The 26,230-nt window shown below is 37.1% G+C and carries 19 protein-coding genes; all 19 read right to left on the reverse strand.

Features of this window, described 5'->3' with window-relative positions:
• Positions 1 to 8: 8 nt before the first annotated feature.
• Positions 9 to 2,147, reverse strand: coding sequence for a DUF4838 domain-containing protein (locus HMPREF1528_RS02390; RefSeq protein WP_016478490.1), 2,139 nt, complete (start codon positions 2,145 to 2,147; stop codon positions 9 to 11).
• Positions 2,134 to 4,890, reverse strand: coding sequence for a tetratricopeptide repeat protein (locus tag HMPREF1528_RS02395; protein WP_016478491.1), 2,757 nt, complete (start codon positions 4,888 to 4,890; stop codon positions 2,134 to 2,136). The genes HMPREF1528_RS02390 and HMPREF1528_RS02395 overlap by 14 nt, the downstream gene beginning before the upstream one ends.
• Before the next feature lie 12 nt (positions 4,891 to 4,902).
• Positions 4,903 to 6,339: a glycosyltransferase family 2 protein gene (locus HMPREF1528_RS02400; protein ID WP_016478492.1), complete on the reverse strand. Its 1,437-nt coding sequence runs from the start codon at positions 6,337 to 6,339 to the stop codon at positions 4,903 to 4,905.
• A gap of 9 nt (positions 6,340 to 6,348) precedes the next feature.
• Entirely contained in the window at positions 6,349 to 7,485 is a 1,137-nt protein-coding gene (locus HMPREF1528_RS02405; RefSeq protein ID WP_016478493.1) for a hypothetical protein, read from the reverse strand.
• 577 nt (positions 7,486 to 8,062) lie between these two features.
• A complete protein-coding gene (locus HMPREF1528_RS02410) occupies positions 8,063 to 8,827 on the reverse strand; it encodes a porin family protein (protein WP_016478494.1) in 765 nt (254 codons plus the stop codon).
• Between the two features lie 17 nt (positions 8,828 to 8,844).
• The gene (locus HMPREF1528_RS02415; protein WP_016478495.1) at positions 8,845 to 9,633 is read right to left on the reverse strand and encodes a porin family protein; all 789 of its coding nucleotides are present in this window, start codon (positions 9,631 to 9,633) and stop codon (positions 8,845 to 8,847) included.
• A gap of 38 nt (positions 9,634 to 9,671) precedes the next feature.
• The gene (locus HMPREF1528_RS02420) at positions 9,672 to 10,319 is read right to left on the reverse strand and encodes a CBS domain-containing protein (protein ID WP_016478496.1); all 648 of its coding nucleotides are present in this window, start codon (positions 10,317 to 10,319) and stop codon (positions 9,672 to 9,674) included.
• 11 nt (positions 10,320 to 10,330) lie between these two features.
• Positions 10,331 to 12,487 (reverse strand): PepSY domain-containing protein, encoded by a 2,157-nt coding sequence (locus HMPREF1528_RS02425; RefSeq protein WP_016478497.1) that lies wholly within the window; start codon positions 12,485 to 12,487, stop codon positions 10,331 to 10,333.
• An 87-nt stretch (positions 12,488 to 12,574) separates the two neighbouring features.
• A complete protein-coding gene (locus HMPREF1528_RS02430) occupies positions 12,575 to 13,354 on the reverse strand; it encodes a hypothetical protein (protein ID WP_016478498.1) in 780 nt (259 codons plus the stop codon).
• A 201-nt stretch (positions 13,355 to 13,555) separates the two neighbouring features.
• Positions 13,556 to 15,799 (reverse strand): GH92 family glycosyl hydrolase, encoded by a 2,244-nt coding sequence (locus tag HMPREF1528_RS02435; protein ID WP_016478499.1) that lies wholly within the window; start codon positions 15,797 to 15,799, stop codon positions 13,556 to 13,558.
• A gap of 23 nt (positions 15,800 to 15,822) precedes the next feature.
• A complete protein-coding gene (locus HMPREF1528_RS02440; protein ID WP_016478500.1) occupies positions 15,823 to 16,635 on the reverse strand; it encodes a hypothetical protein in 813 nt (270 codons plus the stop codon).
• On the reverse strand, positions 16,632 to 17,696 hold the full coding sequence (locus HMPREF1528_RS02445) for a DUF3696 domain-containing protein (protein WP_016478501.1): 1,065 nt from the start codon (positions 17,694 to 17,696) through the stop codon (positions 16,632 to 16,634). Before HMPREF1528_RS02445 ends, HMPREF1528_RS02440 begins: the two co-directional genes overlap by 4 nt.
• Positions 17,693 to 19,063, reverse strand: a complete 1,371-nt coding sequence (locus HMPREF1528_RS02450; protein ID WP_016478502.1) for a DUF262 domain-containing protein — start codon at positions 19,061 to 19,063, stop codon at positions 17,693 to 17,695. The genes HMPREF1528_RS02445 and HMPREF1528_RS02450 overlap by 4 nt, the downstream gene beginning before the upstream one ends.
• Before the next feature lie 46 nt (positions 19,064 to 19,109).
• Positions 19,110 to 20,279, reverse strand: coding sequence for a glycosyltransferase family 4 protein (locus tag HMPREF1528_RS02455; RefSeq protein WP_016478503.1), 1,170 nt, complete (start codon positions 20,277 to 20,279; stop codon positions 19,110 to 19,112).
• On the reverse strand, positions 20,260 to 21,090 hold the full coding sequence (locus HMPREF1528_RS02460; RefSeq protein WP_016478504.1) for a glycosyltransferase family 2 protein: 831 nt from the start codon (positions 21,088 to 21,090) through the stop codon (positions 20,260 to 20,262). Before HMPREF1528_RS02460 ends, HMPREF1528_RS02455 begins: the two co-directional genes overlap by 20 nt.
• On the reverse strand, positions 21,091 to 22,212 hold the full coding sequence (locus HMPREF1528_RS02465) for an EpsG family protein (RefSeq protein WP_016478505.1): 1,122 nt from the start codon (positions 22,210 to 22,212) through the stop codon (positions 21,091 to 21,093). It lies immediately after the preceding gene.
• Positions 22,209 to 23,621, reverse strand: coding sequence for a lipopolysaccharide biosynthesis protein (locus HMPREF1528_RS02470; protein ID WP_016478506.1), 1,413 nt, complete (start codon positions 23,619 to 23,621; stop codon positions 22,209 to 22,211). The genes HMPREF1528_RS02465 and HMPREF1528_RS02470 overlap by 4 nt, the downstream gene beginning before the upstream one ends.
• A gap of 478 nt (positions 23,622 to 24,099) precedes the next feature.
• Positions 24,100 to 24,894, reverse strand: a complete 795-nt coding sequence (gene ccsA / locus HMPREF1528_RS02475; RefSeq protein ID WP_016478507.1) for a cytochrome c biogenesis protein CcsA — start codon at positions 24,892 to 24,894, stop codon at positions 24,100 to 24,102.
• A 46-nt stretch (positions 24,895 to 24,940) separates the two neighbouring features.
• Positions 24,941 to 26,155 (reverse strand): cytochrome c biogenesis protein ResB, encoded by a 1,215-nt coding sequence (locus tag HMPREF1528_RS02480; RefSeq protein WP_016478508.1) that lies wholly within the window; start codon positions 26,153 to 26,155, stop codon positions 24,941 to 24,943.
• Between the last annotated feature and the right edge of the window lie 75 nt (positions 26,156 to 26,230).

The following is a 26,230-nucleotide window of genomic DNA, read 5'->3' on the forward strand; positions in this document are numbered from 1 at the left end:
AAAAATTATTAAGGTATTAAACGAATTTCGGAAGTAGCCATCAAGTTACGCTTTTTGGAGGTGTTTCTATAAATATGTATTTCAGTTTTATTACTATCTGATAGGTCTACATCGGTTGTAATTATTCTATTCATTATTCCTTTTTGTACAGGAGGAACCATTGTTTTATAGAGTTTGTCGTTTTTATAAATTTCTATTTTTGTAGGCATATAAAAACGTCCTTCTTCATTTTGTAGAAAGCTAATGGCTATTTTTTTAGCTTTCTTAGTTTGGCTTTGTGAAGGGAGTAGGACTTTTAAATCATCTATAGAGCTAATCACCCAACCGATGTGATAATCTAAAGGAAATCCTTCTAGACCATCGGTGAGTACAGAAAGGTTTTGGTAATCCTCATCTAAGGTGCTTTTGGCGATGAGTTGCTCTCCTAATATAAGATTTTGAAAATTAGTACGTGTAAGTAAAGCATTCCATTGACCTATATACCCCTTTACAGTACCTTTTTCTTCTTCTTGGTAACGAGCCATCTCCTTGTACTTAGTACTTTTGCTTAAGGCTTCTATCCATTGTTGTACTTGTGGTCGTAGCTGTAAACTATTGTTTTTACGTAAAGCAAAACCGTAGTTATTATAACTATTAGTATAAGCCAACTGTAAACGAGTAAAGCTAAGAGCGCTATATAATTTTTCTAATGCTTTGTGTTCCTCTTCTTGTGTTTTAGGAAGTATTGCCCCCAATTTATCGTAAAAACTTACAAACTGCTCTGCTGAGAGGTAAGTTTGTAATGCATTAGTAAAATTCCCATAAGGTTGCAAAGGTTTGTTTTTTTGCTGTTGTGCATTTTCTAGCGAAAGATAGTATTCAGTAAGTAGTGAGCCTGATATAGGGTAATACTGTTTGAAAAATCTGGTTACCAAATCGTCTACCGAGAGGGTTTCATCTATCAGTAATGATGTCATTACGAAGGTTTGTACATCGTTAAAAGAACTATAATCATAACCACTACCGTTGATAAACACTCCTTTAACACCTTTTTCTTTAAAAGATTTCAGTTGTTTTTGGAATCCTTTGAGGATAGGGTAGGGGGTAAAATAATCATCAAAATCACAAGCGTAATCCCATAGGTATACCTCACTTGTTTTTGGCTCCCATTGCTGAAGTGTATTATAGAACTCTTTTGTAGTCTTATGATTGTTAAGAGCTATTCCTTTAGGTAAATCTATTGTACTTATGATTACTCCTGTATTATTAGCTAATTTTTGTACAGGAGGTGTTTTGGTAGTGAGATAGCTAGAGGTAAAAAATGTATGTTTAGGAAAGCGTTTAGCTAGCCTATTTATCATAAAACACACTGATGGAGTAGCATTAGTTGCAGTACTTCCTAACGATTTATTTTTAGGACTATCGCTGACTATTGCATTATCATTTGGCATTATCATAAACTTCATTGGCTTTTCAGTTCCAAAGTTGTCAATAATATAATCTTCTATCTCTTTATAAAGAGCATCAGAGGTAAAATCTAATTGTGATTCATTGTGTTTTCCCTCTACCGTAGCAAAGATAGCTTTATTGCTTTTATCTATTACTTTAGAAAGGTTATGCCCCCACAATCCCCAGTCTATTTCAATATTATGAGTGTTATAAATTTGATTGTAATCTTCATTTAAATTAGGCGAGAAGTGAGGTTCACGATAAGCAAAAGCAAAGTTTGTACATCCTTTGTTTAAATTAATAATAGAGGGATTTAAATCAGGAGCCTGTACTGAAATGTCATCCTCACTAATCTTCTTTATAAACTGATAGATGAGCCATTTTATAGTGCGTTCTGTTTTGGCAGTAATAAACCACTGTTTATTTTCGTTTTTTATGCAATAATCATTAGCAAGACTATTATCTACTTTTACTTTCAGGCTTAGATAGTTTGCATTTTGCCCATTGAGTACTATCCTCTGGGTATCCTTCACTCTGTTTTTTAGATGGTCATAAAAATACTTAGCCCATTTCTCGTCTATTTTCGAAGCATTAGGTTGCGCACTAATGTTATACCCTTTTGAAAGTAGAGAGACTTGAGTACTTGTAATTCTCTCGGCATTGCTCTGGCACATTCCTAAAAGAAGAAAATGAAGAGCTAATATACTAAAACGAAACATATATTCCAAAGATTAAGTTATACAAATCACTATATTCTAAACCATTATAGTAGTTATACCAAACACCTGAGAGCGATAAAGCTAATTTATCAGTGAGCATATACTGCCCCATTCCTCCAAAATTGGCATTGGTAGTTGAGAATTGCCCATAAAGCTGATAGTTGAGAATCTCATCAACAGGAGCCGAACCTATCCCTCCAAAGATAGCTAAGAAACTGCGTTTGTCTAACAAGTCGTATTGTACTTTTGCAAAGGTGTTGTAATAGAAATTGCTATTGGATGACACTCCAGTAAGTTTAGCGTTAAAAGTAAAGTCGTCTAATACTTTGGTAGCGCCTAAATGAGCTTGGATGAGGTTGGGGTCGTCATTAGTGCGAAGTTTTTTATAACCAACACCAATTTCGGTTTCCCATTCATTGCGCAAATCTTTATGAAATGTTAAATTTCCCATATACTCAGGGAAATAATGGTTTGAAAGTGCTGCATTCATATCAAAGTACCATTTGTAGTTCAGAATATGTGTCCAGCTCAACTGCCCCTGAAAAGCACGTTTATCAGCTCTCCCTGATGAAGCTATCCCTACTGAGTAGCCATTCTTAGGTTGGTATCTGTTGTAGATGGCTGTAAATATACCTGGCAGTTTTTTATCTTTTAGTTCATTTTGCTGGTAGAAAAACTGCATTTCATTCTTGTAAGTTTTGTATTTCAAATAGTTTAAATGCCTTTTAAAATCGCTCAACTCTACTAATGAAGGCTGAAAGCTACGCTGATAATAATAAGCACTGTCATATTGCTTTTGCCCCTCAAATACACGCCCGCGTTCGTACTGTAAGTTCTTATTCAAAGGATCATACTTTAAAGCTCTCTGCAAGGTGTTTTGTGCCCTATCATAATTCCTTTCCTTATACTCTTGTTTTGCCTGTTTCTCCGAAGCTTCAGTATAGGCTTTAGAAAGGTCTTTGTTATACGAATATTTCTCCAAGTAAGGATTTAAAGCATTTATAGCTTCTTGTGGCTTATCTGTACGTGTATAAGCATAAGCTTCTTGTTCTACAAAGTAAAAATCTTCAGGATAAAGCTCCTTCCCTTTTTGTGTATAACTGATTACTTCATTGTCCTTTTTCAATAACGATGAGGTTCCTATAAGGTATTTTAACCCTTGATTACTGTTTTCTTTAAGAGCTATGAGTTTTTTCTGTTGCTCATAAGCAATGTTGGCATCTCCTTTTTCATTTAAATATTTAATATAAGCCAAAGCTGTTTCCTCATAACCATTCACATAAATATCATTCTCTTCGGGAGTACTCTCTTCTATAAGTTTTTTATAAATAGCAAGAGCCTCGTCATATTTCTCAAGTCCTGCAAGTGCTGTTGCTTTCTTCACAAAACCACTCTTGCTTTTGGGGTATAGTTCTGTAAGGACATTAGCCTGCTCTAAGGCTTTATCGTATTCTTTATTTTGTAAATAAGCCCCATACAAGGCACTAATAGCATTTTCTCGCCAATTAAGGTCTGTTTGTGAAGCTACAAATTGTAAATCGGGTATTGCCTCTGTATAACGCCCCTCTTGCGCCAACTGTTGTCCTCTATTATAACGATATTGCAAATAGTTATTCTTAATATCGGAATCGTTAGGAAATTTTGTATAGAGTTCTTCCAATACATTATAAGCTTCTTTTTCTTGGTTAGTAAGTAACAAAAGGCTGTATTTCTTCGATAGTAGTTCCTTTGTATGCCCTTTGCTCTTGATACCTTTTTCAATATACATAGCTGCATCAGTATAATAACCTTTGGTAATCGAGTTATTAATCAAGTAATCTAAGGCTTCTTGGTTCGATGGATTACTCTCATACAACTTCCCATACAACACATAAGGGTCTGACTGATTTTGATATAGAGCCGCCTGATTAAGCAAATCATTGTAGTTTTTCATCATTTGGGGCGATTTATTCCCCTTTCGCATCTCTTGCTGCGCAAACTCCACCGCATCCACATAGCGGTTCATTTCAGTTAAAATACCTATCTTACGATTGATAAGTTCTTGATTGTTGGGTAAGTTTTGCAATCCTCGATTGGTATAGGTCAGTGCTTTTTCCTTATCTCCTGATAGCAAATAGCTGTTGATAAGGGTCGTATACGCTTCTTCATTCTTAGGATTTAAGCGTAGGGTCTCCTCCTGCATCCTTATTGCCTCGTCTATATTACCTTTCTTTTTCTCTTGAGCTGACTGCATTTGTAGTGAATACACATAGTCCTTCTTGAACTGCTGATCTTGTGGATAAATAACTCGAATACGTTTCAAAAGTTGATTCGCTTCTATATCATTCCCCTGCTGACGATAAACGGCTATCTTTTTGCGCCATAACTCCGCATCATACGGACTTACCTCTAACAACTCATTGATATAACATATCGCACTCGAATAGTGTTTTGTTGCTATTTCAAGATTAGAAAGTATCTCTTTAGCAGCCGTGTGTTTTGGTACTTCATCCAAAGTTCTCAACAGATGATAACGTGCCTTGTCATACTGCTTTTTTTGGTAGTAATACTTCCCCATCAAAAACAGAAGATCAGAGTTCTTAGAATACTCTGCCAAATTCTTGTCCAATAACTTTTTTGCTCTGTCATACTGTCCAGTGTTGAAAAAGTCGTTTATTTGCTTTACCACTTGTTTATCCTGCGCAGTAAGATTCCCGCAAAACAGTAAAAACAACAAGGTACTATATATCTTTAATTTCTTCATCTTCTTTGTGTTTTAACTTTGTGCAATAGGCTTTTGTTTCTTCTTGTCAATACCTTGTCGAGTCATTTCTCCCCATTCAAAGTTCTTCTTAGCCAAGAAGCTGATATACCCCCTAATACTAAAGTATACTATCAATAAGTGATAAGTAAACGGTTCAATAAGGGTGATAAGTAGCAGGCGAAAATATTCCCTAAGCTTCCGGTAATGCTGTTGGGTAACATAGTCAAACACAATCGCTGAAGACGATACCATTAAACCAAAAAGGTAAATAGTAGCAAATACAACTATGGCGTTTATGTAGCTAATTCCACCCGTAAAAAGCATATAAATGAGTAAGCTAATCCCTATTGTTTCTATAATAGGTGCCAAAAACTCAAACAAGAACATATAAGGCATTGTTACGAGTCCCAAACGTCCATACTTGTAATTCCACAAGTATTTGCGATAAATCATAAAAAACTGAAACAACCCTCGTGCCCAGCGAGTACGTTGCTTGTACATTACTGAGTAATTCGGAGGTCCTTCCGTCCAACAACAAGTATCAGGAATTTCTACTATTCGGTAATCATAGTTAAAATCCTTCATATATACTATCATACGGGTAACCATATCCATATCTTCAGCAAACGACGCTGGGTCATATCCCCCCGCATTAATAAGCACCTCTTTATCGAATAATCCTAATCCTCCCGAAATGTTAGGAACCCCATTAATTACCGACCAGCCCATCTTCCCCACCAAATAAGAACGCAAGTATTCTATCTCTTGAAAAGCTGGAAAAAATGTTTTTGGCGGACTCACACGCACCAACTTCCCATCTTCCATCTCACAACCATTGCTCATTCTCAAAGTAGCTCCCACTCCTATTACTCTTACCGATGACTTCAAGAAAGGCATAATCATTTTCAGTAATGCATCTTTAGCAAGCACACAGTCTACATCAGTATTCAACATATAAGGGTACATACAGGCATTTACCCCTGCGTTCGAGGCATCAGCTTTCGTTCCCCCATTCACCTTGTCTACTACCGTAAGCTTAGCATATTTCGGGTTCTTAGATTTGAAAATGCGCTTTACCGGCGATGCTTTAATGCGCTCTATGTATATAAAAGGAGTCTCCTCTAATTCATATTCCTCTATAAGCAATTCAAGAGTCCTATCCTTGCTACCATCATTCACTATCACCACTTCATATTTAGGGTAATCTAATGAAAGTAATGAGTTTACATTCGAGATAATAGTAGTTTGCTCGTTATAAGCAGGCGCTACAATCGAAATACCTGGCGCCAAAGGCGAGTTCTTAAGAGTCGTAAGGTCTAACTCAGTATATTTCCATTTACTACTACGCAAGTTATAACGCGCCAATATCACTTGTGCTCCTATGCACACCAATATCATTATCGAGTAAATGAATACCGCTATTTGAAAAATATTTGATAATAATTCCATTACTTTTATTTATGATGCTCTTCGGTTTAAAGGGTTTTCTACGTGCTGGAAGGCTAATAGCTCTTCAGGTTTCGCTTGCGCTTTCAGTTTCTCAAAAACAGCCCTTCCTTTATTGCCAAAACTCAATAGCGTATACAGCCCTTGCATCTTAGTTTCCACATTGTGTGTATTTACAACCGTATTCTCTATAAAAGGCAAATCTTCCTCTAAGGAAAATACTCCAAGCGCCTTAAGTATTTCATCTTGAATGAACGAAGGTTGTACAGGATAAATCCCTATTAAAAAAGGCGAAGCCTGTTTATAGTCCAATATTGCTAGTGTTTTAATAATTCTCTGGCGTAACTTCACCCCACTGCTCTCTATCATTTTTAACAAATAAGACGAAGCATCCTTTTGCTCATAACAGCCCATCTCATACACAAGAAACGACTTTAGTCCCTCTCCAGCCGAGTGCTCTTGCACCCATTGAATAAAATTCGGAATCGTATTCTCAGGCTTCTTACTCAATATCTCATGTATTTCAATATTATCCCATTCCGAGAATTGATCGTCAAAATCCTCATCAAAAAACTTAAACGGATTGTTTTTACTAATGTAAATATACAAACTGCGCGCTTTCCTACGCAAAATAGAGTTCTGTATAGTTGTCATCGGTATCAATACCGATTCTGCTATTACCAAGTTAAGCCCCTTAATCTTGCGCAAAGCCCTTTCCTTGTGCTTCTTCGAGCCTGTTTGCAATTCCATTTCCCAGAACTTCTTCAACTTGAGGTCGTCCATCAGTAATTCGTAATTCTTCTGGTTCACCGATGGGTTCTTATCGATAATTTCCAATATCAAATTTGTCAGCTCTCTTTTAAAACTCCCGTCATAAGAGCTTATCCCCAAATGATCGTGAAACTCATTGCTGTTGTATACTTTTTCAGTAAACAGAATTTCCTTTATTCTATCATAATACTCTCGGCGAAGATAAGCTTGCCGCTTTTGAGTTTTCACACGTTTAAAGTGCTTCTTTATTAAAAAGAAGAGATTGTAAATCACTATACACAACAGAAGAAAAATTAGGGTGTATAGTATCTTTAAGAATAAACTATTGAGCTGGAATAACTCATAGTAATACTCTAAGTTCATTAAAACTTTTTCCATTTATTAACTTTTACTTTCGTGATAGTAGTTATCTAAAGAGCCGCATTTAGCTATTATTTTGCAAAAGTACAGTTTTTTTCTAATTAAAGATTTAGTATTATATATAATTTTTTGTTAAATCTTTTATTTAACGTTTGTTTAATACAAAATATTATTGCTTATTACATCCACATCACACCTAATTCCTTTCTATAATAACTACTTTTAGCTCCCTTCATTTCCTCTACAACATTCCTTCCTACTTCTAACTCTCCCTAATCGCTACACTCTTCTTTTCAGCTCTCTACAAACCTCTCCGAGACCTTCTAAATCCCTTTATCACCATTCTACAACATTCCCTCTTTTCTTCACTAAAAGTACTTTTTTCTTTTTCTATTTCTCTCCTTACTAATATATATAGTGTTTTTCTGCCTAAACCCCTTTTTACAGAATTTTTCCTCCTAAAATAGCTCCTTTTATCCTATAACTATCGTCCAAGATTTGTATAAGATACCTGTTTTCTGTTTAAAAATTCCTATGCTCATTTCTCCTAAAAACTGCCGATGTAGCTCACACTGCCCGTACGGTTCGCACTTTTCTATTCTTCTCTCACCTCTGTTGTCTCCTCAGTAGGTGCTTCTACAGGTGCTGTACTCTCAGGCTGAGGTGCAATGACAGGAGGCTCTTGCTCCTGCAAAGGTCTGTTTTTAGAAAATTTAAACCCTACACCTACCGAAATGGCAAAGTAATAACTTTGAGAGTCTTTAAAGTTTAGATAAGGTGTAGGTTCTTGATTGGTGAGAGGCGATAGATTGGTAGAAAAACGACCGTCTACCGCAAGTATGATTTTAGGAAATTCCCACATCACACCTCCTCCTAAATGCAAATTCATCACAACAGTATTGAAATGTGAGGTGATATCATACTTTTCACTGTATTGTTTCTCGGAATAAGAGGCTAAAAGTAAGAATTTAGGAGCTACTCCTATTTGTCCAAAGCCCCTAAATTTCTTTTTACCTTCTATTTGTAGTAAAATAGGTACTTCCAAGCAATCAAAACGAATAAAATGACGGTCGGATAGTTTTAAATCAGAACCTTCGGGACGAAAAGGAATAGCTTCGCGTTTGTACATTACTTCGGGTAAGAATACCCAATGGGTCTTGAGCGGAAGGCGGAAGAATACGCCTGTATTAAAAACTCCTGAATGCCCAAAATACTCTATATTATAGCTTTCATTGGCTGTTTTAGGAGTTATAACGCTTACCGTTGCCAAAGGATTATTAAGTTTTACTCCTATGGCTGTCTGAGAAAAACCGAGTGTAGCAACACTCAAAAAAACGATGATGATTAAAAAATGTTTCATAATGTATGTGTTAAAAATTAAAAATATTGTTCTTGTGATGTATTCACCTCAGCAGGAATACTATCATTAGTAATTGTTGGGAGCTCTTCTTGGGGAATAGCCCTTTCTAAAGGCAATACTTTCTTTTTAAAAGGCTTGTAACCTGCTCCTAATGAAAACGCAAAATAATAGCTTTGTGCCTTACTGAAATCAATATCAGGGGTGTTCTTTTTAGAGGTAAGTGGTGTAAGATTAGTAGAGAGTCTTCCATCAGCAGTAAAAACCCAATCTCTTCTGTTCCATAAAACACCTCCCCCAACATTTAAATTGAGAACAACCCTATTAAAAGAGCTCGTAACATTATAGTCGCCTTTTTCTAAAACAGCAGAGTACTTTGCTGAAGTTAAGAATTTAGGAGACACTCCTAATTGAGCAAACCCTCTTACGGTGCGCTTTCCTTCCCATTGTAACAGGATAGGGACCTCAGCATACCAAAATTTATATACTCCGCGATCAGAGAGAAGTTCTTCTATTGTTTCCTCTTGATGAAAAAACCAAACCCCCTCACGCTTGAACAACGCTTCGGTTTCTAGCGCCCAATGTGTTTTTAGAGGTATTCGCATAAAAGCTCCTATATTAAAAGCCCCTATATAAAACTCACCAAAAATACCTCCTCCGTTTCTAATCCCCTTAGGTGTATTTGCAATTTGATGTTTCATTACATTAACTGCTACAAACGGATTAGCAACTTTCACCCCTACGGCTATTTGGCTATAGCTAAATGCCGAAATGCTTAAAAGCATAGCAGTGATTAAAAAACGTTTCATAATATATTTAGTTAAAGATTATTATTACCTCTTATCTATTACTTATTGCCTAAGTCTAAGTATTTTTCAAAGTAATCAGCAATGTCTTTGAGTTCTTGGCGGTAGTGATCGTCGTCTTTCTCGGTAAGGATACCATAGCCATAACGACGGAAGTCCTGTAGTATATCCGAGAGTCGGTTGGTGATGAGTTTGAGCGTAATATGCACATTGTCTTCCGTGCGATTAGAGAGGTAAATCCCTAATACCTTACCTCCATTTTCTTTCACTATCCTACTGATTTCAGTAAAAGAATAATTGTGAGCACTTTTCTCTAAGATGAGTATCCGACCCGCTTCTTGTATAAAAGGCGTTTTGGTGAGTTGTTGTATAAAGTCTCCCAAGTAGTAATAACCTATAAATTGCTGATTCTCATTTATTACGGGGAGCATATCGGTGTGATAGGAAGCGAAAGCCTCTATTACGGTATCCCACGTAGCAGTTATCGGTACAAAAAAGCGTTCTAACGCATACTGATAATCGACTACTAAAGCTTCCTTAGCTACACCTTCCACCACTTCTTTGCGGAGTACCCCTATAAAAGTATCTCCCTCACAAACAGTCAGAGCTGAAAGCAAATGCGCCTCAAAAAGCAACTGTACCTCTTTTATGGAAGTTGTAAGCGTAATATGTAAAGAATGGGTTGTCATATTGTTACTTGTTAATAGCAGTCTGTTTTGATTTGTCCTTTGTTTTGGTAGTAGCTCAGCGGTTTTTCTAAATGCTCTCTACAAATCGCCTCTAAGACTTCAGTAACTGCTTTCTCCATCGCAACTGACCCGCATATCATTATAATTCCTTTGTTTTTGAGGAGTTCAGCAAAGAAAGAAGCTTCTCTTTGCAAGATGTCTTGCACATAGAATTTATCACCTTCACGCGAGAGGGCTTGCCAATAGTTGGCTATCTTTCCTTCGCGAGTAAACTGTTCTATATAAGGACGATAGATTTCCAAAGAGGCTTCACGGCGACAACCCCATATCAGGGTGATAGGTTTCTTTTGGGTATTTTCGGCTATCATTCCCATAAAAGGCGCCATCCCCGAACCATTGGCAATACACACCACTTGAGGTGCTTTTTTAGGAAAATGGAAATGTTTGTTGGCTACCAAAGCAGCTTGCAATGTATCGCCTATTTGCAAATTGTTCAGCAGGTTAGATACCACCCCTTGTGAATGTAGCTTTACGCTCAACCACACATCTCCTTGATATTTAGCAACCGAATAGAGTCGTTCACGTCCATCTTCAGGAGTAATGCCCAAGAGGTCTCCGGAGACAAAACTACTTTTTTGGGACGGGCGTAGCGCTATTAGGAAAATATCGTCGTCCATTACGGGTATTTTCTCCGTTACCGTAAAAGTGAGCGGTTTGCGCTGAGGCTGTACACTGAAATCATCGGGCAAAGCCAAAGAGAGCTTTTGCGCGATAGCCCAAGCCGTTGCCCACGCTTTAAACTGACCAAAGTCTTGGTCGTTTACGGTATGCAAAGACAGTGCACACTCTGCTTGTGCAGTAGCCGACAAAAGTTGGTCTACTTCTTTGGCATATTTGCAGAAATCGGGGTAAGAGTCAGAACCAAAACCGAGTACGCTATACGCCAAAGGTTGTGCGGGGGGATATTTCGCCCATAAGTGTGCAAAGTGAGTCGCATTGATAGGCGCCTCGCCATCGCCATAAGTGCAAGTAAATACAATGAGTTGCTCTGCTTTAGCAAAACGAGTGTAGGCATTCATATCGGTCAGGTAGGAACGCTTGCCCAAACGGAGGAGTTCGTTATGGAAAAGGATAGCAAACTTGCGGGTGGTGCCCCCTTCGGTGCCTACTAACACGATGTATTCACATTCGCTTTTATCAAACGGATTGTTGATGCCTTTCTTTCGTTTTCTGATGGTCATCGCAAAGCCAGAGTAGAGGAAGAACAACAGCGCCATACACGAGAGCAACAAGACGGTCGCCCAGAGATAATGCCCTTTGCCAATGTGCAGGGTGCGCACCAAATACGCCAAGCCTTTATAAGGAGAAGTGGAGGTGCTAATCACCTCGCCCGTAAACTGATTGACTACTATATTTTTATCGATGAAATCTACTTTATAGACCTCTTCTACATCTTCAAAAGCAGGAAATTCTACTTGACGCACTTCGGCGAGAGGTACTTGGAAAACGGGGAAGTCTTTAGCAGGTTTTGCGGGCGTTTCTTGTAGTGTGCTAACATCGTAATTGTGTTCGGCTTTGAATTTAGGAAACACTCCCACCGTTTCAAGCATCATATACACCCCTGTGAGGGCAATAATAAAGATAGGCACGAGCGCCCAGCGCCCCAGCGCACTGTGGTAATGATTGTAGAATTTCTCTTGTGGAAGCTTGTGGAAGAACCTGCCCCAGCGTTGCTGTTTGCGGGCGATGAGCCATATACCCGACAAGGCTACTACACACAAACACAAGGCTGTAAGCCCCATAATCACTCGTCCCGTTTTGCCCATATAGAGCGAGCGGTGTAGCGTTTTGACGAACTGTATAAACTTCGAGGGTTTGTAATTCCCTTTGATAACCTCTCCCGATTGCGGATGGATAAAGAGTTTTTCGCCCTCAGCCGTCTCTATTTGCACAAAGTGATTGCGGTCGATAGAGAGTTTAAGGACGTCTATATTCTTTTCCTTTAAAACGGCAATTGTTTGGGCAAGGGTAGTGCTTTCAAACGCTGCACTTTTGTAAGGTAACGTTTGGTTATACACCGATTCACTCGCCAAGATGCCCCCCGTAAGAGCTCCCAGCAGTATGAATACCCCTGCTATCAGGGAAAGAATTAAATGAAGTTTACGCATAATAATTACGAATTACGAGTGACGAATGACGATTTGTTGATGTGTTAATTTGTTTGGCACAAGTTATAAGATCGCGCCAGCGGCGAATTACTTATGTCTCTCTTTTTCCAATTTATAAGATGAATTAGTTTTTTTTGATAAGGAATTAATATACGCATTTTTTATAAAGAATTGTTCTCCCTTCATTATAATTTTGGATTCTTCGTCAAAATTAACACCTCCTATATTGTCCTCTATATTGCTAATATACAAAAATAAAGTATCTTTTTTCGAGATTCCAGATAATAGAAATCTCTGATATAATTGGTATCCTTTTGCTTCATAAACTATAGAATCTTTTGAGATATCAATCTTAATATCATAAATTTCTCTCCAATCATCATTATTTTGATTGAGTGTTAAAGTGTATTTTCCAAACCATTTACAATCTATCTTTTTTCGGAAAAAGATATTATGATATAACATAAATTTTTTATTTAATTTTTGTTTTACTTCTTTAGAAGAATATAAATCTTCTTCTTTACTCACCTTAAGTTTTATATTCTTTGAAAGGTATATAGGTTTTTCATAAGAATAAAGAATATGATTAGCTTTTTTTAGTTGATTATTGAAGGTAAATGAATACCTCTCCTTTCCTGTTTCACCTAAAATTTCACTCTCTATAATAGAATCAAGAGTGATTTTATTGATATATAAATAGATTTGTTCTCCTTCTGTTGAGCCATCTAATATGATAGTATCTTTCAGCTTTTGTAAAGAATTATTTTGATTATTTGTGTGAGTATTCTTATTTTGGTTATTGCAAGATATAAAAAATACTGAAACTAGGTATATAATATATCTATAAAGGAATTTTTGTATGATCATTATTGTTATCAAAACGTGTTTAAACTTTTTTGAGGAACTTGGAGATAAACCCTATATCTCATTATCAAACCTTTATATCCATCAAGCCAATCATTGACTTGTTCAATCTTAAACCTATTTTTGTACAATTCTTCATTTTTAACTTTGCCAAAGTTTCAGACTTTGGCAAAGTGTAGTGACGCTTTTCTTACCTCTTACCTCTTATCTCTTACCTAACTCAAATCGTATTTTCTTTGCATTTTTTAGCGCCTCGTGACTGATAAAATAGGATTTGTAAGGCTTGTCGTCGATGTAAATGTTCTTAATGTAAATGTTTTCAGGCGAAGCATTACTTTCTATTACTAAATCACCAGCAGGATAGTACTGTGGGTCGCGTTTGAGGGTGATTTTAGTAAACTTAGGCGAGGTGAAAGTGTAGTTAGGCTCAGCGGGGGTAATAGGGTAGAAGCCTGCCATTCCATAAATGAGCCAAGCCGACATTACCCCTGTATCTTCATTGCCTGGGAGTCCCGCAGGTTTGTTTTGAAAATACTCATTGATGAGTTGGTCTACTTTCTGTTGGGTCTTCCACTCCTTGCCTTTTAGGAAGTTGTAGAGATACGGATAGGCAATATCGGGTTCGTTTGCCATATCGTATTGTTTACTGTCGAAAATATGGTCGAGTTGCTTTTCAAAAGGTTTTTCACCGCCCATTAGCTTAATCATTCCTTTTACATCGTGGGTTACCATATATACGTATTGCCACGCATTGCCTTCGATATAGCCTACATTTTCTTCAAAGTTAGCCCCACTTTCGGGATTGAAAGGCGCATACCATTTGCCATTGGCGTGACGCGGACGCAATAAATGGGTTTCTTTGTCGAATAATTTTCTATACGAATAGGCTTGTTTGTTAAACTTCTCGTAATCGGCTTTTTTGCCTAACTTCTTAGCTATTTGCGCAATAGCAAAGTCAGCTGCGTTGTACTCTTGGGTAGTTGATACGGGGCCTTTTACACCTCCATCTACACTCAGGTAGCCCAGTTTCCAATACTCTTTCACCCCTGGGCGTATAGGGTTGTTTTCAAGCGTATTCGCTCCTTTGAGCATCGCCTCGTAGGCAGTTTGTATGTCAAAATCGGTGAGACCGCGCAGGTAAGTATCTGCTAATACTATGCTGGCAGGGTCGCCTACCATCGTAAAGGTTTCGGTTGAATTGAGTTCCCATTTGGGCAGCCAACCGCTTTCTTTGTAGATATCGAGCATCGTGCGCACCATTTGCAGTTGCTGTTCGGGATAGAGCAGGGTGAGCAATTGGTGGTAATTGCGATAGGTATCCCACAATGAGAACACCGTATAACGCTGGTGATTTTTGCCTATTTTGTTAGTCTTGCTCTCAGGGTAATCGCCATTCACATCGTTCAGTAGGTTGGGGTGAATAAGCGCGTGATAGAGCGCTGTGTAGAATATCGTTTTTTGGTCGTCGGTACCGCCTTCTACAGTAGCGTGGAGAGCATCGTTCCAGGTTTGGCGTGTGGTGGCATACACCTCGTCGAAAGTGCGGTTGCCTATCTCTTTTTCAAGGTTTTCACGGGCGTTGACTATGCTCACGTACGAAATACCCACTTTGAGTTCCACGACTTCATCTTTATCAAATTTATAGCGGAAATACGCCCCTATACTATCGCCTACTACCTCGCGGGCGAATTGTTCTTTGAGGCGAGTTTCGCCGTTATACCACATCCATTGAGCTTCCACCCCTTGATGTTTTTCTGGCTGATGCCAAACGCCATAAGAAGGGGCTACTTTGTTTACTTTGGCTACAAAATATACTGGATATGCTAGCTCCGGACTGTTATAGCAGAAAGTCCCTACCATACGCATTCCTTCCACCTCGGTAGGCGATACGAATTTGAGCATCGCACCCTTTTCGTTGGTGAGTCCGAGTCCGAGATTGATGAGCAAATTAGCTTCTCCTTTTGGGAAGTGATAGCGAGTGATACCTGCGCGGGTGGTGGCAGTAGCTTCGGTTTTGATATTATATTTGGTGAGGAAATTGCTGTAATAGCCTGCTTTAGCCACCTCATTTTGGTAGGATGAGCCGTATTTTAAGTGATTTACCTCCAATTTGCCAGTGGTAGGCATTGCGATAATCACCCCCAGTTCAGGACAGCCCACCCCGCTGAGGTTCACGTGAGTAAGCCCCGTGAAGAATTTATTTTCATTTACATAAGGGTTGGAAAGCCAGCGACTATCTTTTTCGAGCGGAGCTTTTACCCCTGTAGTATCGAAAGCCACGTTAAAGGGCGAAATGCTAAGCATACCGCGCGGAGCAATAGCCCCAGGGTGCGTAGCACCAAAATTAGAAGTACCAATAAGCGGATTGATATAATCCACAGGTTGTTGTTGTGCGTGTAGTGATGCAGTAAAGCAGAGCCCTAAAAGAGTTATATATTTTTTTATCATTTTAATAATGTATTTTTTATGGTTTATGTTGGTAAATGAGTTCCTATATAACCTATGTATATTTTGAGACTATTATTATCAGGAAAAAAATGAAAGCGCAAATCACCTGTTTTTATATGCAATTCAAAACATTCTGTTTTACCATTAGGTAGTTTGAACATCCGCATTTGTTTCTTCTTAGCATCATTCATTGTAGGATCTGATTCAGGTGAAATCTTTAAGGCTACTCGCTGATTAGCATCATTATAAATAAAACTTCCTCCTATCCAATAATCCTGACAATACTTATCTAATATCCGTAGTTTTTCCAATATTTGTTCTGTATATCCTATACTTTTCAATTGAGTTTTTACTCCTGGACATAACTCTATTCTTTTAAAAAGCAACGACCGTCTTTCCCAAATCTCAATCCCCTTCGTTATTTCTTGTACTTTTTGCTCTTTAAATGAGTGATATTTCTCTTCTGCGTCAATATGTCGCTCATTTTCTTCTTCAAAGCACGCTCCCCAAAAAGCATTGTATTCATCAGGACAATGTATGTCTATTTCATTAAGAGTTTCAAAACTTGCTTCAATCTCATTTATTTTACCTAACATTTTAGGGAGTACCCATTTTGAAAGTTCTTTATTTTTAAACTTTGAATCTTGACTAAATAGTATCTCAGACAAACTACCCTCAGAAGTATTTATTTCAAAAAAAGTTTTGCTTTTTAAAAAAGTGTCTTCTGGTTTAGCTTCCGTTACTGCTATTTTATTGAGAGTTATAAAACTCTCTTCTAACTCAGTAATACTCGCTTTTTCATACCCTATGTTGGCTAAATAAAAGTTAAATTTCATTTTCGTCGTAATTCTATAAGTTCGGCAAAGTCAATTTCTGTTTGGTCAAAAAAGCCCTTAGGCCATTTATCAAGTTCTCCTTTCTCATTCATTGAGATAGGGTGTACTTCTGGCTGTAGTTCTCCTTTATCAAAATAATTAATAGTAATAGAACTACTTTCTATTTCTTTTTTAGCTACCGCTAGCTGTATACCATTGATAATATGGTCGCTATGGGTTTCTACTACTATGCGCAACCCAGCACTTGCCATTTTAGCTAAGAAATACCCTATCTTAGATTGTGCCGCAGGGTGTAAATGCGCTTCAGGGTTCTCTATGATTACCCATCTATCTTTTTCAGCCAATAAACAAGTTACAATAATAGGTAAAACATAACTAATCCCAAAACCAGTATTAGTAGGGAATGTGGCTTTCCCAAAAGTATTTGTCACTTCTATACGTGCTGTATGGGTCTTTTCATCAATATCAGCCTCAATGGTAGTCCCCTCTAATATATATGCTAACCAAGCATTCACACGTTGGAAGAAATTAATTCCATAATTTGTTTTTGTAAAAATACGCTCTTCATCTACTATAAATCTATCAAGCTCTTTAATAACCTGTGCTGTATACTCTCCTTGAAATCCTGTATTAGGAAAAATTAAAGTATTGAGTGGCTGAGAAATTCTAGGACCTATTCTCTCTGCATTAAGATAATAAAACTCTCTAAAAGACAATGAATTATCTTGGTAGGTATCTTCTAAAATATTAGGAACTATACTAAAAGTAACTCTCACTTTATCAACATTATATGATACTTCAATTTTTTTATTATTTTCTTTTAGTATAAATATTACTTCTGATTCAGAAGTTAAATTGGCACTATTTCCCAAGTTTAGGCAATACACTCCATTTAGTTCAATATTTTCCTCTTTTTTCTCAAGAGTTCTTCTCAATAACAAAAGTGCTTGAATAACAGAACTCTTACCATTCCCATTTCCTCCTGCTAATACTGTCAGTTGATTGATGGGTACCTCAGCCTTTTCAAAGCATTTAAAATTTTGGATACATAGAGTTATCATATTGATATATGTTTAATAAATAATTCGTTAAATATTTTGAAAATATATAGCATATTGGCTTTTGAGTTGGTGCTATATGAGAGATAATTGTATAGCTGATCATCTTCAACTATAGTATCAGCAATAATTTCTGTAAGTTGTCCTTCTTTGTTATAGATAATTACTTCCCCATAAGGATATTGTGAAAGCAATAGAGAAGTTACTACAAAAAGAGCTTTGTTTAGTATTTGTTTTCTAGCATTAGGGTTTATACTTTCGGGTAGTATTTTTCTAAAAGCATATCTACCACCTATCAGATAAGTTGCATTCTTCATTGCATTAACAAATAACTGTACTTTATCCTCAAAATCTTGTGGTGTATCTTTTTTATGGCGTTCTGTATAATCATCTAAAAAGCTCTCCATATAGCCACTATAATCATTGATATTACCATCACGACTAAAAAGCTCCTCAAAAGCTAAAAAACGTAAGGCTATTTCCTGATCATCCATACGAGTGCTTCTCACACTACTATCTGTCGCTGTTTTAAATTCAGCAGTACTTACCATTGCTTTAAGTGTATCGCGCAATCCTTGTTCTGCAAAACAGTTTCTAATCTCTTGGTTATTTAGTGGTTTTCCACCCGTATTGATACGCCTAAAAATATCGTATTTTACTTCAAGGGGAGAAATAGGGTCTATAATGTTTGCTGAAATATTAGTAAGATTAAACCAACGTACATATTTAGTTTCTAAGCCTTTCTTATTGTCTTCCTCTTTAAAATATCTCCCCTCGCAATTTTCTAAGTATTGCAAATTCTTTAAGGGGAATTTATTTTCCATAAACTCTTTAATGGTTGAAATACGTTGCAAACCATCAATTATGGTAAGGCGCCCTTCCAAATCCTCTGAAAAATAAAACATTGGTAAGGGAATGCGTAGCAAGATAGATTCTATAAGTCTTGACTTTCTAAAAGAGTCCCATACAAAATTGCGCTGAAAAGCAGGGGTAAGGTCTATATCGCCATTATCTATCATCGCACTTATTTGTGCAAGCGAGATTTTATCAGTACGTACTTTTATTTTTTCAGGGTCATAAGGTTTGTATTCAGAACTAATACCTCCTTCAGAATTATTAATCCCCGATTGATCCAATTCTATAATCTTAACAAAAGCATCTCCTTTAATTTCATTGAATTCTTCCTCATCAATATCTACTGTTTTTGAAACTATTCTAAGTGTTTTATTTTCTAAATCAGTCTCTACTTCCAATAAAACCTGATCATTCTCTTTGTTGACAAAATGATAACGGTTATCTGTTTCTTCCTTTTTTACAATAGAAAAGTCAACTGTCTCAAAATTGTCATTTATTTTAACTTTTATATTCATTTGTAGATAAGTTTTTTATGAATTAAATTGTCGTGCAAATGTACAACTATTTTTTAGAAGAAGCAACACTTAATAACTTATTATACGTTTCTATCAAGGCTTGCCATACCATCTCCCTGTGATATCGTTGTTCTATCAAAGATCTGCTATTACTCTTTAACTTATGATACAACAGCTTATCATCTAATAATAACGTCATTGCTTTTTGAAAAGCTTCTGCATTTTTAGGAGAAACGATAAGTCCGTTTTTGTTTTCTATAATAATTTCGTTACTACCGTTGATATCGGTTACGATACAAGGTAATTCCATAGCACCTGCCTCTAATACTACATTGGGGAAGCCTTCGCGATAACTTGGGAATACAAAACAGTCGGCTATTACCAAATAAGGGCGTACGTCTTTTTGCTCTCTTACGGATATAATATCAGGGTCTGTATTTATGGCATTTAATGTTTTAGTTTTCAAGGGGTCTAAATGAGCTTCTTGTTTGCCTACTAATAGCAGTTTTATAGGAGATATAGTTTGCTGTTTCAGTGCTTGAAAAGCGGTAACTAATTCATTTATTCCCTTATCGCCTACTAATCTTCCCACAAATACGTATACAAAATCATCGGCTCCTATGCCTAAGGATGCTCGTAAAGTAGCTTTATAAGTAGCCGAAAAATGTGTTTTAGAAAAATAGTCGGTATCTATCCCGTTGATATTTCCATTAGCCAATACTTTTAAGGGTTTTGCTGTAATATGAAATCGCTGTAAATCTCTTTTTACTCCTTCACCTTCGGGATATATATTGGTAGCCGACCAACATAGTAGCTTATCCATCGCTATGAGTAGCCGTTGCATTAAACCTTTGCGAGTGGGAAAAATGAGTCCGGTAAAAGTATGTATCCTGATAGGTACTCCTGCCATTTTTGCAGCCAGCATACTCAGTAAGCCTGCTTTTGGAGTAATGGAATGTACTATAGTAGGTTTTTCGCTCTTAAACAAGCGGTAAAGTTTCAGCAGAGAGCTCAAATCTTTCAAGGGAGCAATAGGGCGCGACATTGCAATAGCAAAGGTATTTACCCCTTCTCGCCTCTTTACCTCTTCCAAGTCTTCTCCTTCACCCGAAATAGCAGTTACCTCAAAAGTCTCGTTCAAGAACTTTAACTGCCCTTTTAGCAGTGAGTTTAAAGATGAGGGTACAGTGGCGGTTCTAAATAGTTTTATTTTCATCTTGATAAGCTGTATAAGGTTTTACAGGGGTGATTTTTATATTGCGCCTATTCACAAGCCATTGCTCCATACCAAAAATATGAGCTATTCTATATACAATACCTTTGAGAAAGTTTGATCTAAAATACTGTTTCCAATAGCCTTCATTAGGATATTTACTAAAAATGTAAGCTTTGCTTTGCTGAGCTAAAAAATACTTCTTGTAATAGTTATTGCCTACTTCTCTATAAAACATCAAAGGCTCATTTAAACGCACAAAATGGTATTTTGAGTGGGTGCGATACCACAGTTCAGCATCTTCTAAGCGAATAGCCTCGATATCGTAAGGATTTGCTAAAAACCATTCAGTCTTTGCCATTATAGTAGGTTGCATAAAATCCTTCACTTGTTCCAGTCTTTCTTCAGAGTCAACGGGGTATCGCGTTCCTATCACTTTGTTATCATCATTGATGATATATGCATTGGTACCTAATACATCTATTTCGGAGTGTGTTTCTAATATCTCTACTTGTCGAGCAATACGGTTAGGGTGCATTATATCATCGGCGTCCATTTTAGCAAGATATTTAGTTTTTGTTAATTGAGCAGCTTGATTATGTCTATAACCCGATTTTCTATTTTTGCTATCTGATAACACTCTTATACGACTGTCTTTCTGAGCATAGCTTTCAGCAATAGATAAAGAATTGTCAGTGCTTCCATCGTCCAATAGCAACAATTCCCAATCGGTATAGGTCTGTTGTAATACCGATTCAATGGCTAAAGCTAAATACTTTTCGGCATTGTAAAAAGGGAGTCCAATGGTTACCATCTATGCGTGTTTTAAAGTGTTGTACAAAGTGAAAAAAGCGTATAGCAAAATGAAAAAAGCAATCACGGCGGTCTTAGGTTTAAAGTCTTTTGAAAAACAAGGCTGTACAATAAACGGAATTGCTATCCAAGCAAAAAGTCCCCAACGGTCGGAATACGGAATCTGGAATGCCATAAAAAACAGAAAACTTACGCTTACAAAGTATTTTAAAAGCTGGTCGTAAGAGGTGCTCCAAGTACTCGCTACCATAAACGATTGCCTACGCATATAGAGCCCTATCCCCAGAAATAGCGTGGTAAAAGCTACAAATTGTGGCTTGAATCCCACTTGATATAAACCATCATCATTTAGAAAATAAGTACTAAATCGCCCTGGGTCTTTCCGCAAGATAACTTCCATAACCGAAGCAATATTTAACAGCCCTATATTTAGATAGGCTAAAACAATCCCCAATACGTATAAGGCTAAAAAATAGTACAATGGAATTCTTTTAGCTATTAATTGCAATAGCAGAAATACAACAATAGGAATTATTACAGTGGTATGAGTAATAAAGGCTAATAATAGAAATAAATAAGCTGTGTATTGCTTTCTTTCCCATAAACTATAAGCAAATATTAAAAAAACTAAAGAAAGTCCTTGTCTGATAATATTAATGGCTAAACTCTCTGCAAAAAACAATGACACGAAGGAGAAAAAAACAAAAAAAGCATTTGCTTGGTATTTGTTACTTAAGTTTTTCAAAGCATAGGCTATGATTCCGTAGAAAAGTCCTGCAACTATTAGTAAAAATACCGAAAAAGGAGCGCCTATACTACTTAATCCTGCCATCAACCAGCTGAACATTACCTCTATTTTTACAATCGGAGGTACATCGCCTGCCATCCAGTAGTGATAATTTACCGTGTCTGTACCTACACTCACGTCTCTAAACCCTACAATCGCAATAAAATAAAGCACAAAGAAAGGTAAAGCCTGTTTTGAAATAAAAGAGGGTAATTTATCTTCATTACCTCTATCCATTTGGTATGCCCAAACGAGGGCTATAATAGCCATTAGTGCATAACCAACGTTATACAATAGCTTAAAATACGCTTCTGAAATTCCTAATGGTGTAATCATAGTTCTTTATTTTTATACATAGTTTGTTTCACTTCCTTTGCATAAAACACAGCAAAAAGCGACCCTATCACTAAACATTTTAACACAAAAGAGAAGTATAAATTTTGAAATTCAATAGCTCGGGTAAAATAGGCTATCAATAATAGCCCTACAAATATAATGGCTACTTTCAGCAGATTCCATAACTGATGCTTTAAAATTCCTTTGAGTACTTTATCAAGAGAGAAACTCACCCAAAGGAACATTATCACACTGTGGATTACAATTCCGTAGAGCACCCACTGAAAACTTCCGCAGTAGGCAATTAAAAGAACGGGAATAATGAGCAGTTTCCCGATGAGTTCTATCCGTAAATATTGGTTAGTGTCACCTAATACCGCAAAATAATCGATATTTAAGTTGTAAAGCACTATAAAGACTCCTGAAAGGGAAAGGATTTGTAATATCGGGATACTTTCTGTCCATTTTTCTGATAATATAATAATTATTATCTCCTTTGAAGCAAAAAATAGTACACAACTCACAAAACTCACTAATAAGAAAGTAACTTTTTCAAAAAAGAAGAACTTATCACTTTTGGCTTTGAGATTTTCTTCCTTAGAAAGAGTTGAGAAACTTACTTTTTTTACAATCGTAGAAATATTGGAAGAAAACAAATCGCGAAAGGTTACTGCACGAGTGTAATAACCCAAAGCACTTGCACTAAAAAACTTACCAATAAACACGTAGTAAATATTAGTTTGGAGGATATTTAGCAGGTTTGAAAACAGCAAATTCCCTCCATACAAAAACAACTGTTTAAATGATTGCCAAGAGAACAACCAACTGGGCCGCCATTTATTTAAAATCCAAAAAAGTACTACTGTAATAGCTTCTCCAATAAGCACTCTATACACCAAACTGTACACACCCCAACCTCTTTTTGCCATTACGATAGCGCAAACGGCACTGATAGTTACAGAAATGAAGGAAACAACAGCAATCTTTCTGAAAGCTAATTCTTTTATAAGTATAGTGCGATGTATGAGCTCAAAAGAAACTAGTACAATGTTAAGTCCTAATAACTTTAATAGAGGCTGAATAGGAGGGTTACCAAAAAAAGAGGCTATCCCTGCTGATGAGACATAGAGGAGTAGGTATAAAAAGACTGAAAAACCTATGTTTATAAAGAAGATAGTGCTATAATCGGTTTGTGTAGTATTCTTTTTATTGATAAGTGCTGCTCCAAAACCACCTTCTACCAAAACATTTGTTACAGTAATGAAGAAGGTAGCAATACCAATAAGACCAAAATCTTCAGGCACGAGGATACGAGCCAAAATAATCCCTACTACAAAATTCAATATTTGCTGTAGGAAATTATCTACTGAACTCCAAAATAAATGCCTAAAAGAATTGCTTTGTAACATTAAAAAAATGATTCTCTACATTAAGTAGTTAAATTGCAAAAGTAGCAACTCTGCCGAAAAAAAACAACAAAAAGGACGTATTTTTATTTTTTGAGTATTGATAAACAACTTCTCAGAGAGAGTTTGAGTATATCGGAAGGAAACAGAAGAAATCGGAATAGGGCTGAGAGAAAATTTGGTGAAAAAAGGGTGTTAGGAGGGTGGGGTTAGCTTATAGAGAGCTTATAGGAAGCTTATACGAATCTTGGACGATTGGTATAGAAAGGGTGTGTAAGTAGTTGATTCATACTGTAATACAACAGCACTAAAAATGTTAAAAACGGGGTTTCGAGGCGAAAGAAAGAGAAAAGGCACTAGACCTTAGGCCATAGGCACTAGGGGGGAATAAGCTACACGGGCAGTTATAACTTTCGGCAAAAATCGTAGCACAACAAGTAAAAAAGCTGTTAAGCCCCCGCTTAACAGCTTTTTTTATTATTTATCCTGAATACGTGTGTACACTCATTTGTGCCGTTGGCAAGTAGTTAACGCCAAACCAGCAGATGAGCAATAGTATAAATGCAAGTCCTACAATGATGAAACTCTGAAAAGGTTTCTTTTCCTTGTGATTGTACTTGTGGTGGAGATATACCAAATAGCCGAGCCAAGTGATAAACGCCCAAGTTTCTTTAGGGTCCCAGGTCCAATAGTGTCCCCACGCTTCTTTTGCCCAAAGAGCTCCAAAAAGCAATCCAAAAGTGAGAAATACATAACCTATTTTTACGAGTTGGTCGATAACAGTAAAGATTGATTGTACTTCTCGTCCTTTTTTATAGCGATAAATGCCATAGAAAGCGGTAAGTGAAGCCATACCCAACATCGCATAAGCAAAGATATACACGATTACGTGAGGCACGAACCACACGCTCTGTAAGGCAGGCATCAGGGCTTTGTTCATCGTATCGGGGTGAGTGTAGGTAAGCACTACAAATACAATACCCATTACTGCTGAATAGCTAAGCATCCACTTTTGACGATAGAGCCAATAGATAGCACAGCCTATGAGCCCCATAAAAAAGGCATACCAAATACGCGTTTCGGCAAGAGTGCGCAATGGCGGACGGTCTAAGTTTTGCCATAAGGCAACAATAAAACCTCCTATGGTTAGGGTAGCTACCAAGTGAGTTGCAATACTCACTCCTCTAAGTGCTTTGCTCTTGCTGTAGATAAGCGTACCTGAAAGTAGCCACAAAGCTACTGTGATATATGTTATAAGATTAAAATAATGCCACATTTTTAATTAACAATTGACAATTAATAATTAACAACAGCGTTAGCTGTTACTTGTTAGCTGTTTTAGTTTTTACTTCAAAGAGTAGAGCAATACCGCCAGCAAGTAGTAAGAAAATTCCTACATAAACGACAGGTAACCAAGGGTCGGAAATGAGTTCTACCACACTAAGCTCTGACCAACGTCCCATACGATCGTCATAACTCAATTGGTAAATACGCCAACCGCCTATACTGATAGGGTGATTGACCTCTATTTTTTCTTCTAAAACTTCTTGTTTTCCTTTTTGGTATACTAATACCTCAGATTGGAATTTGCGTGCTTCGGCAGGAGCCATTACCAAGGTATGCTCATCGTCTAAATGAATGGCACGAGGCGAAAATTGGAAGTTACCTGCAGAAATCCAATCGGTTTTCTTTTTGTGAGTACGAAGGTCTTCCACTGTTACCTTGGCTGCATTGGTAGCACCCCACATTGTGTGATTGATGTAAGTACTATCGCTATCAGGAATAGCTTTTTCAAGATATTGGTGAAAGGTGATTTTCCAGTTCAGCAGGGTTGCATAGTCACCTTCTTTCTCCAGCATAAAGCCTTGAGGTTTTTCGTGAGGTAGTGCTGAACCTGTACTATCAATCACAAATAGTTTGTTAGGATAAATATCAATACTGAACTCTTTGAGTTCCATTGCAATGGGGAGTTCTACCATCTGATTATCTTCAGTAGTAGCGCGCCATTCGAGTTTATCCTTATAGAGGTTCATTTTCAGACGTATAATATCTCCCTGACCTAATACGCCAGCGAACATTGTAAGCCATAAGCCAAAGTGGTTGAGAAGGAAAGGTATGTTTTTGCGTTGGTAGACCATCGAGCGTTTGAGGATAGAAAACCAAAGATTCATCAGTGCCAATACGAAGATAATACCAAAGTACCAAGTTTTGGTAAGGTCGTCTAAGCCCAATTTGCCCACAAAGCTATGAGCTACCTCTTGAGGATTTACGTTGATGCTCCCCAAACCAATGGTGAGTACCCCAAGGGTTACGACCGTAACAATAGCAAAAGGCGCTGATGAAAAGCGCACGATAAAATTCGTTTTTCTAAAAATAAAATATACAGCTGTAGTGAGTACCACAAAGGCAAAGCCTCCTATTACATTGTAAGGAAAGCTAAACCAGCTTTTGCTGATACTTCCTAAGGTAAGTTGTAGTATCAGCCCTATGATAAGGGATAAGCACGCTACGAGAATAGCGAAGGGATATTGTTTCATAGTTAGGTAAGAGATAAGAGGTAAGAAATAGGGGCGAATTACATTCGCCCCTACTCGTTATTTGTCTTTCGTAAT

Source organism: Capnocytophaga sp. oral taxon 336 str. F0502, from assembly GCF_000411575.1.
Taxonomy (GTDB): domain Bacteria; phylum Bacteroidota; class Bacteroidia; order Flavobacteriales; family Flavobacteriaceae; genus Capnocytophaga; species Capnocytophaga ochracea.

Coding starts and splice junctions, on each gene's coding strand:
- HMPREF1528_RS02390 (WP_016478490.1), bottom strand. CDS start 2,147: ATGTTTCGTTTTAGTATATTAGCTCTTCATTTTCTTCTTTTAGGAATG.
- HMPREF1528_RS02395 (WP_016478491.1), bottom strand. CDS start 4,890: ATGAAGAAATTAAAGATATATAGTACCTTGTTGTTTTTACTGTTTTGC.
- HMPREF1528_RS02400 (WP_016478492.1), bottom strand. CDS start 6,339: ATGGAATTATTATCAAATATTTTTCAAATAGCGGTATTCATTTACTCG.
- HMPREF1528_RS02405 (WP_016478493.1), bottom strand. CDS start 7,485: ATGGAAAAAGTTTTAATGAACTTAGAGTATTACTATGAGTTATTCCAG.
- HMPREF1528_RS02410 (WP_016478494.1), bottom strand. CDS start 8,827: ATGAAACATTTTTTAATCATCATCGTTTTTTTGAGTGTTGCTACACTC.
- HMPREF1528_RS02415 (WP_016478495.1), bottom strand. CDS start 9,633: ATGAAACGTTTTTTAATCACTGCTATGCTTTTAAGCATTTCGGCATTT.
- HMPREF1528_RS02420 (WP_016478496.1), bottom strand. CDS start 10,319: ATGACAACCCATTCTTTACATATTACGCTTACAACTTCCATAAAAGAG.
- HMPREF1528_RS02425 (WP_016478497.1), bottom strand. CDS start 12,487: ATGCGTAAACTTCATTTAATTCTTTCCCTGATAGCAGGGGTATTCATA.
- HMPREF1528_RS02430 (WP_016478498.1), bottom strand. CDS start 13,354: ATGATCATACAAAAATTCCTTTATAGATATATTATATACCTAGTTTCA.
- HMPREF1528_RS02435 (WP_016478499.1), bottom strand. CDS start 15,799: ATGATAAAAAAATATATAACTCTTTTAGGGCTCTGCTTTACTGCATCA.
- HMPREF1528_RS02440 (WP_016478500.1), bottom strand. CDS start 16,635: ATGAAATTTAACTTTTATTTAGCCAACATAGGGTATGAAAAAGCGAGT.
- HMPREF1528_RS02445 (WP_016478501.1), bottom strand. CDS start 17,696: ATGATAACTCTATGTATCCAAAATTTTAAATGCTTTGAAAAGGCTGAG.
- HMPREF1528_RS02450 (WP_016478502.1), bottom strand. CDS start 19,063: ATGAATATAAAAGTTAAAATAAATGACAATTTTGAGACAGTTGACTTT.
- HMPREF1528_RS02455 (WP_016478503.1), bottom strand. CDS start 20,279: ATGAAAATAAAACTATTTAGAACCGCCACTGTACCCTCATCTTTAAAC.
- HMPREF1528_RS02460 (WP_016478504.1), bottom strand. CDS start 21,090: ATGGTAACCATTGGACTCCCTTTTTACAATGCCGAAAAGTATTTAGCT.
- HMPREF1528_RS02465 (WP_016478505.1), bottom strand. CDS start 22,212: ATGATTACACCATTAGGAATTTCAGAAGCGTATTTTAAGCTATTGTAT.
- HMPREF1528_RS02470 (WP_016478506.1), bottom strand. CDS start 23,621: ATGTTACAAAGCAATTCTTTTAGGCATTTATTTTGGAGTTCAGTAGAT.
- ccsA (WP_016478507.1), bottom strand. CDS start 24,894: ATGTGGCATTATTTTAATCTTATAACATATATCACAGTAGCTTTGTGG.
- HMPREF1528_RS02480 (WP_016478508.1), bottom strand. CDS start 26,155: ATGAAACAATATCCCTTCGCTATTCTCGTAGCGTGCTTATCCCTTATC.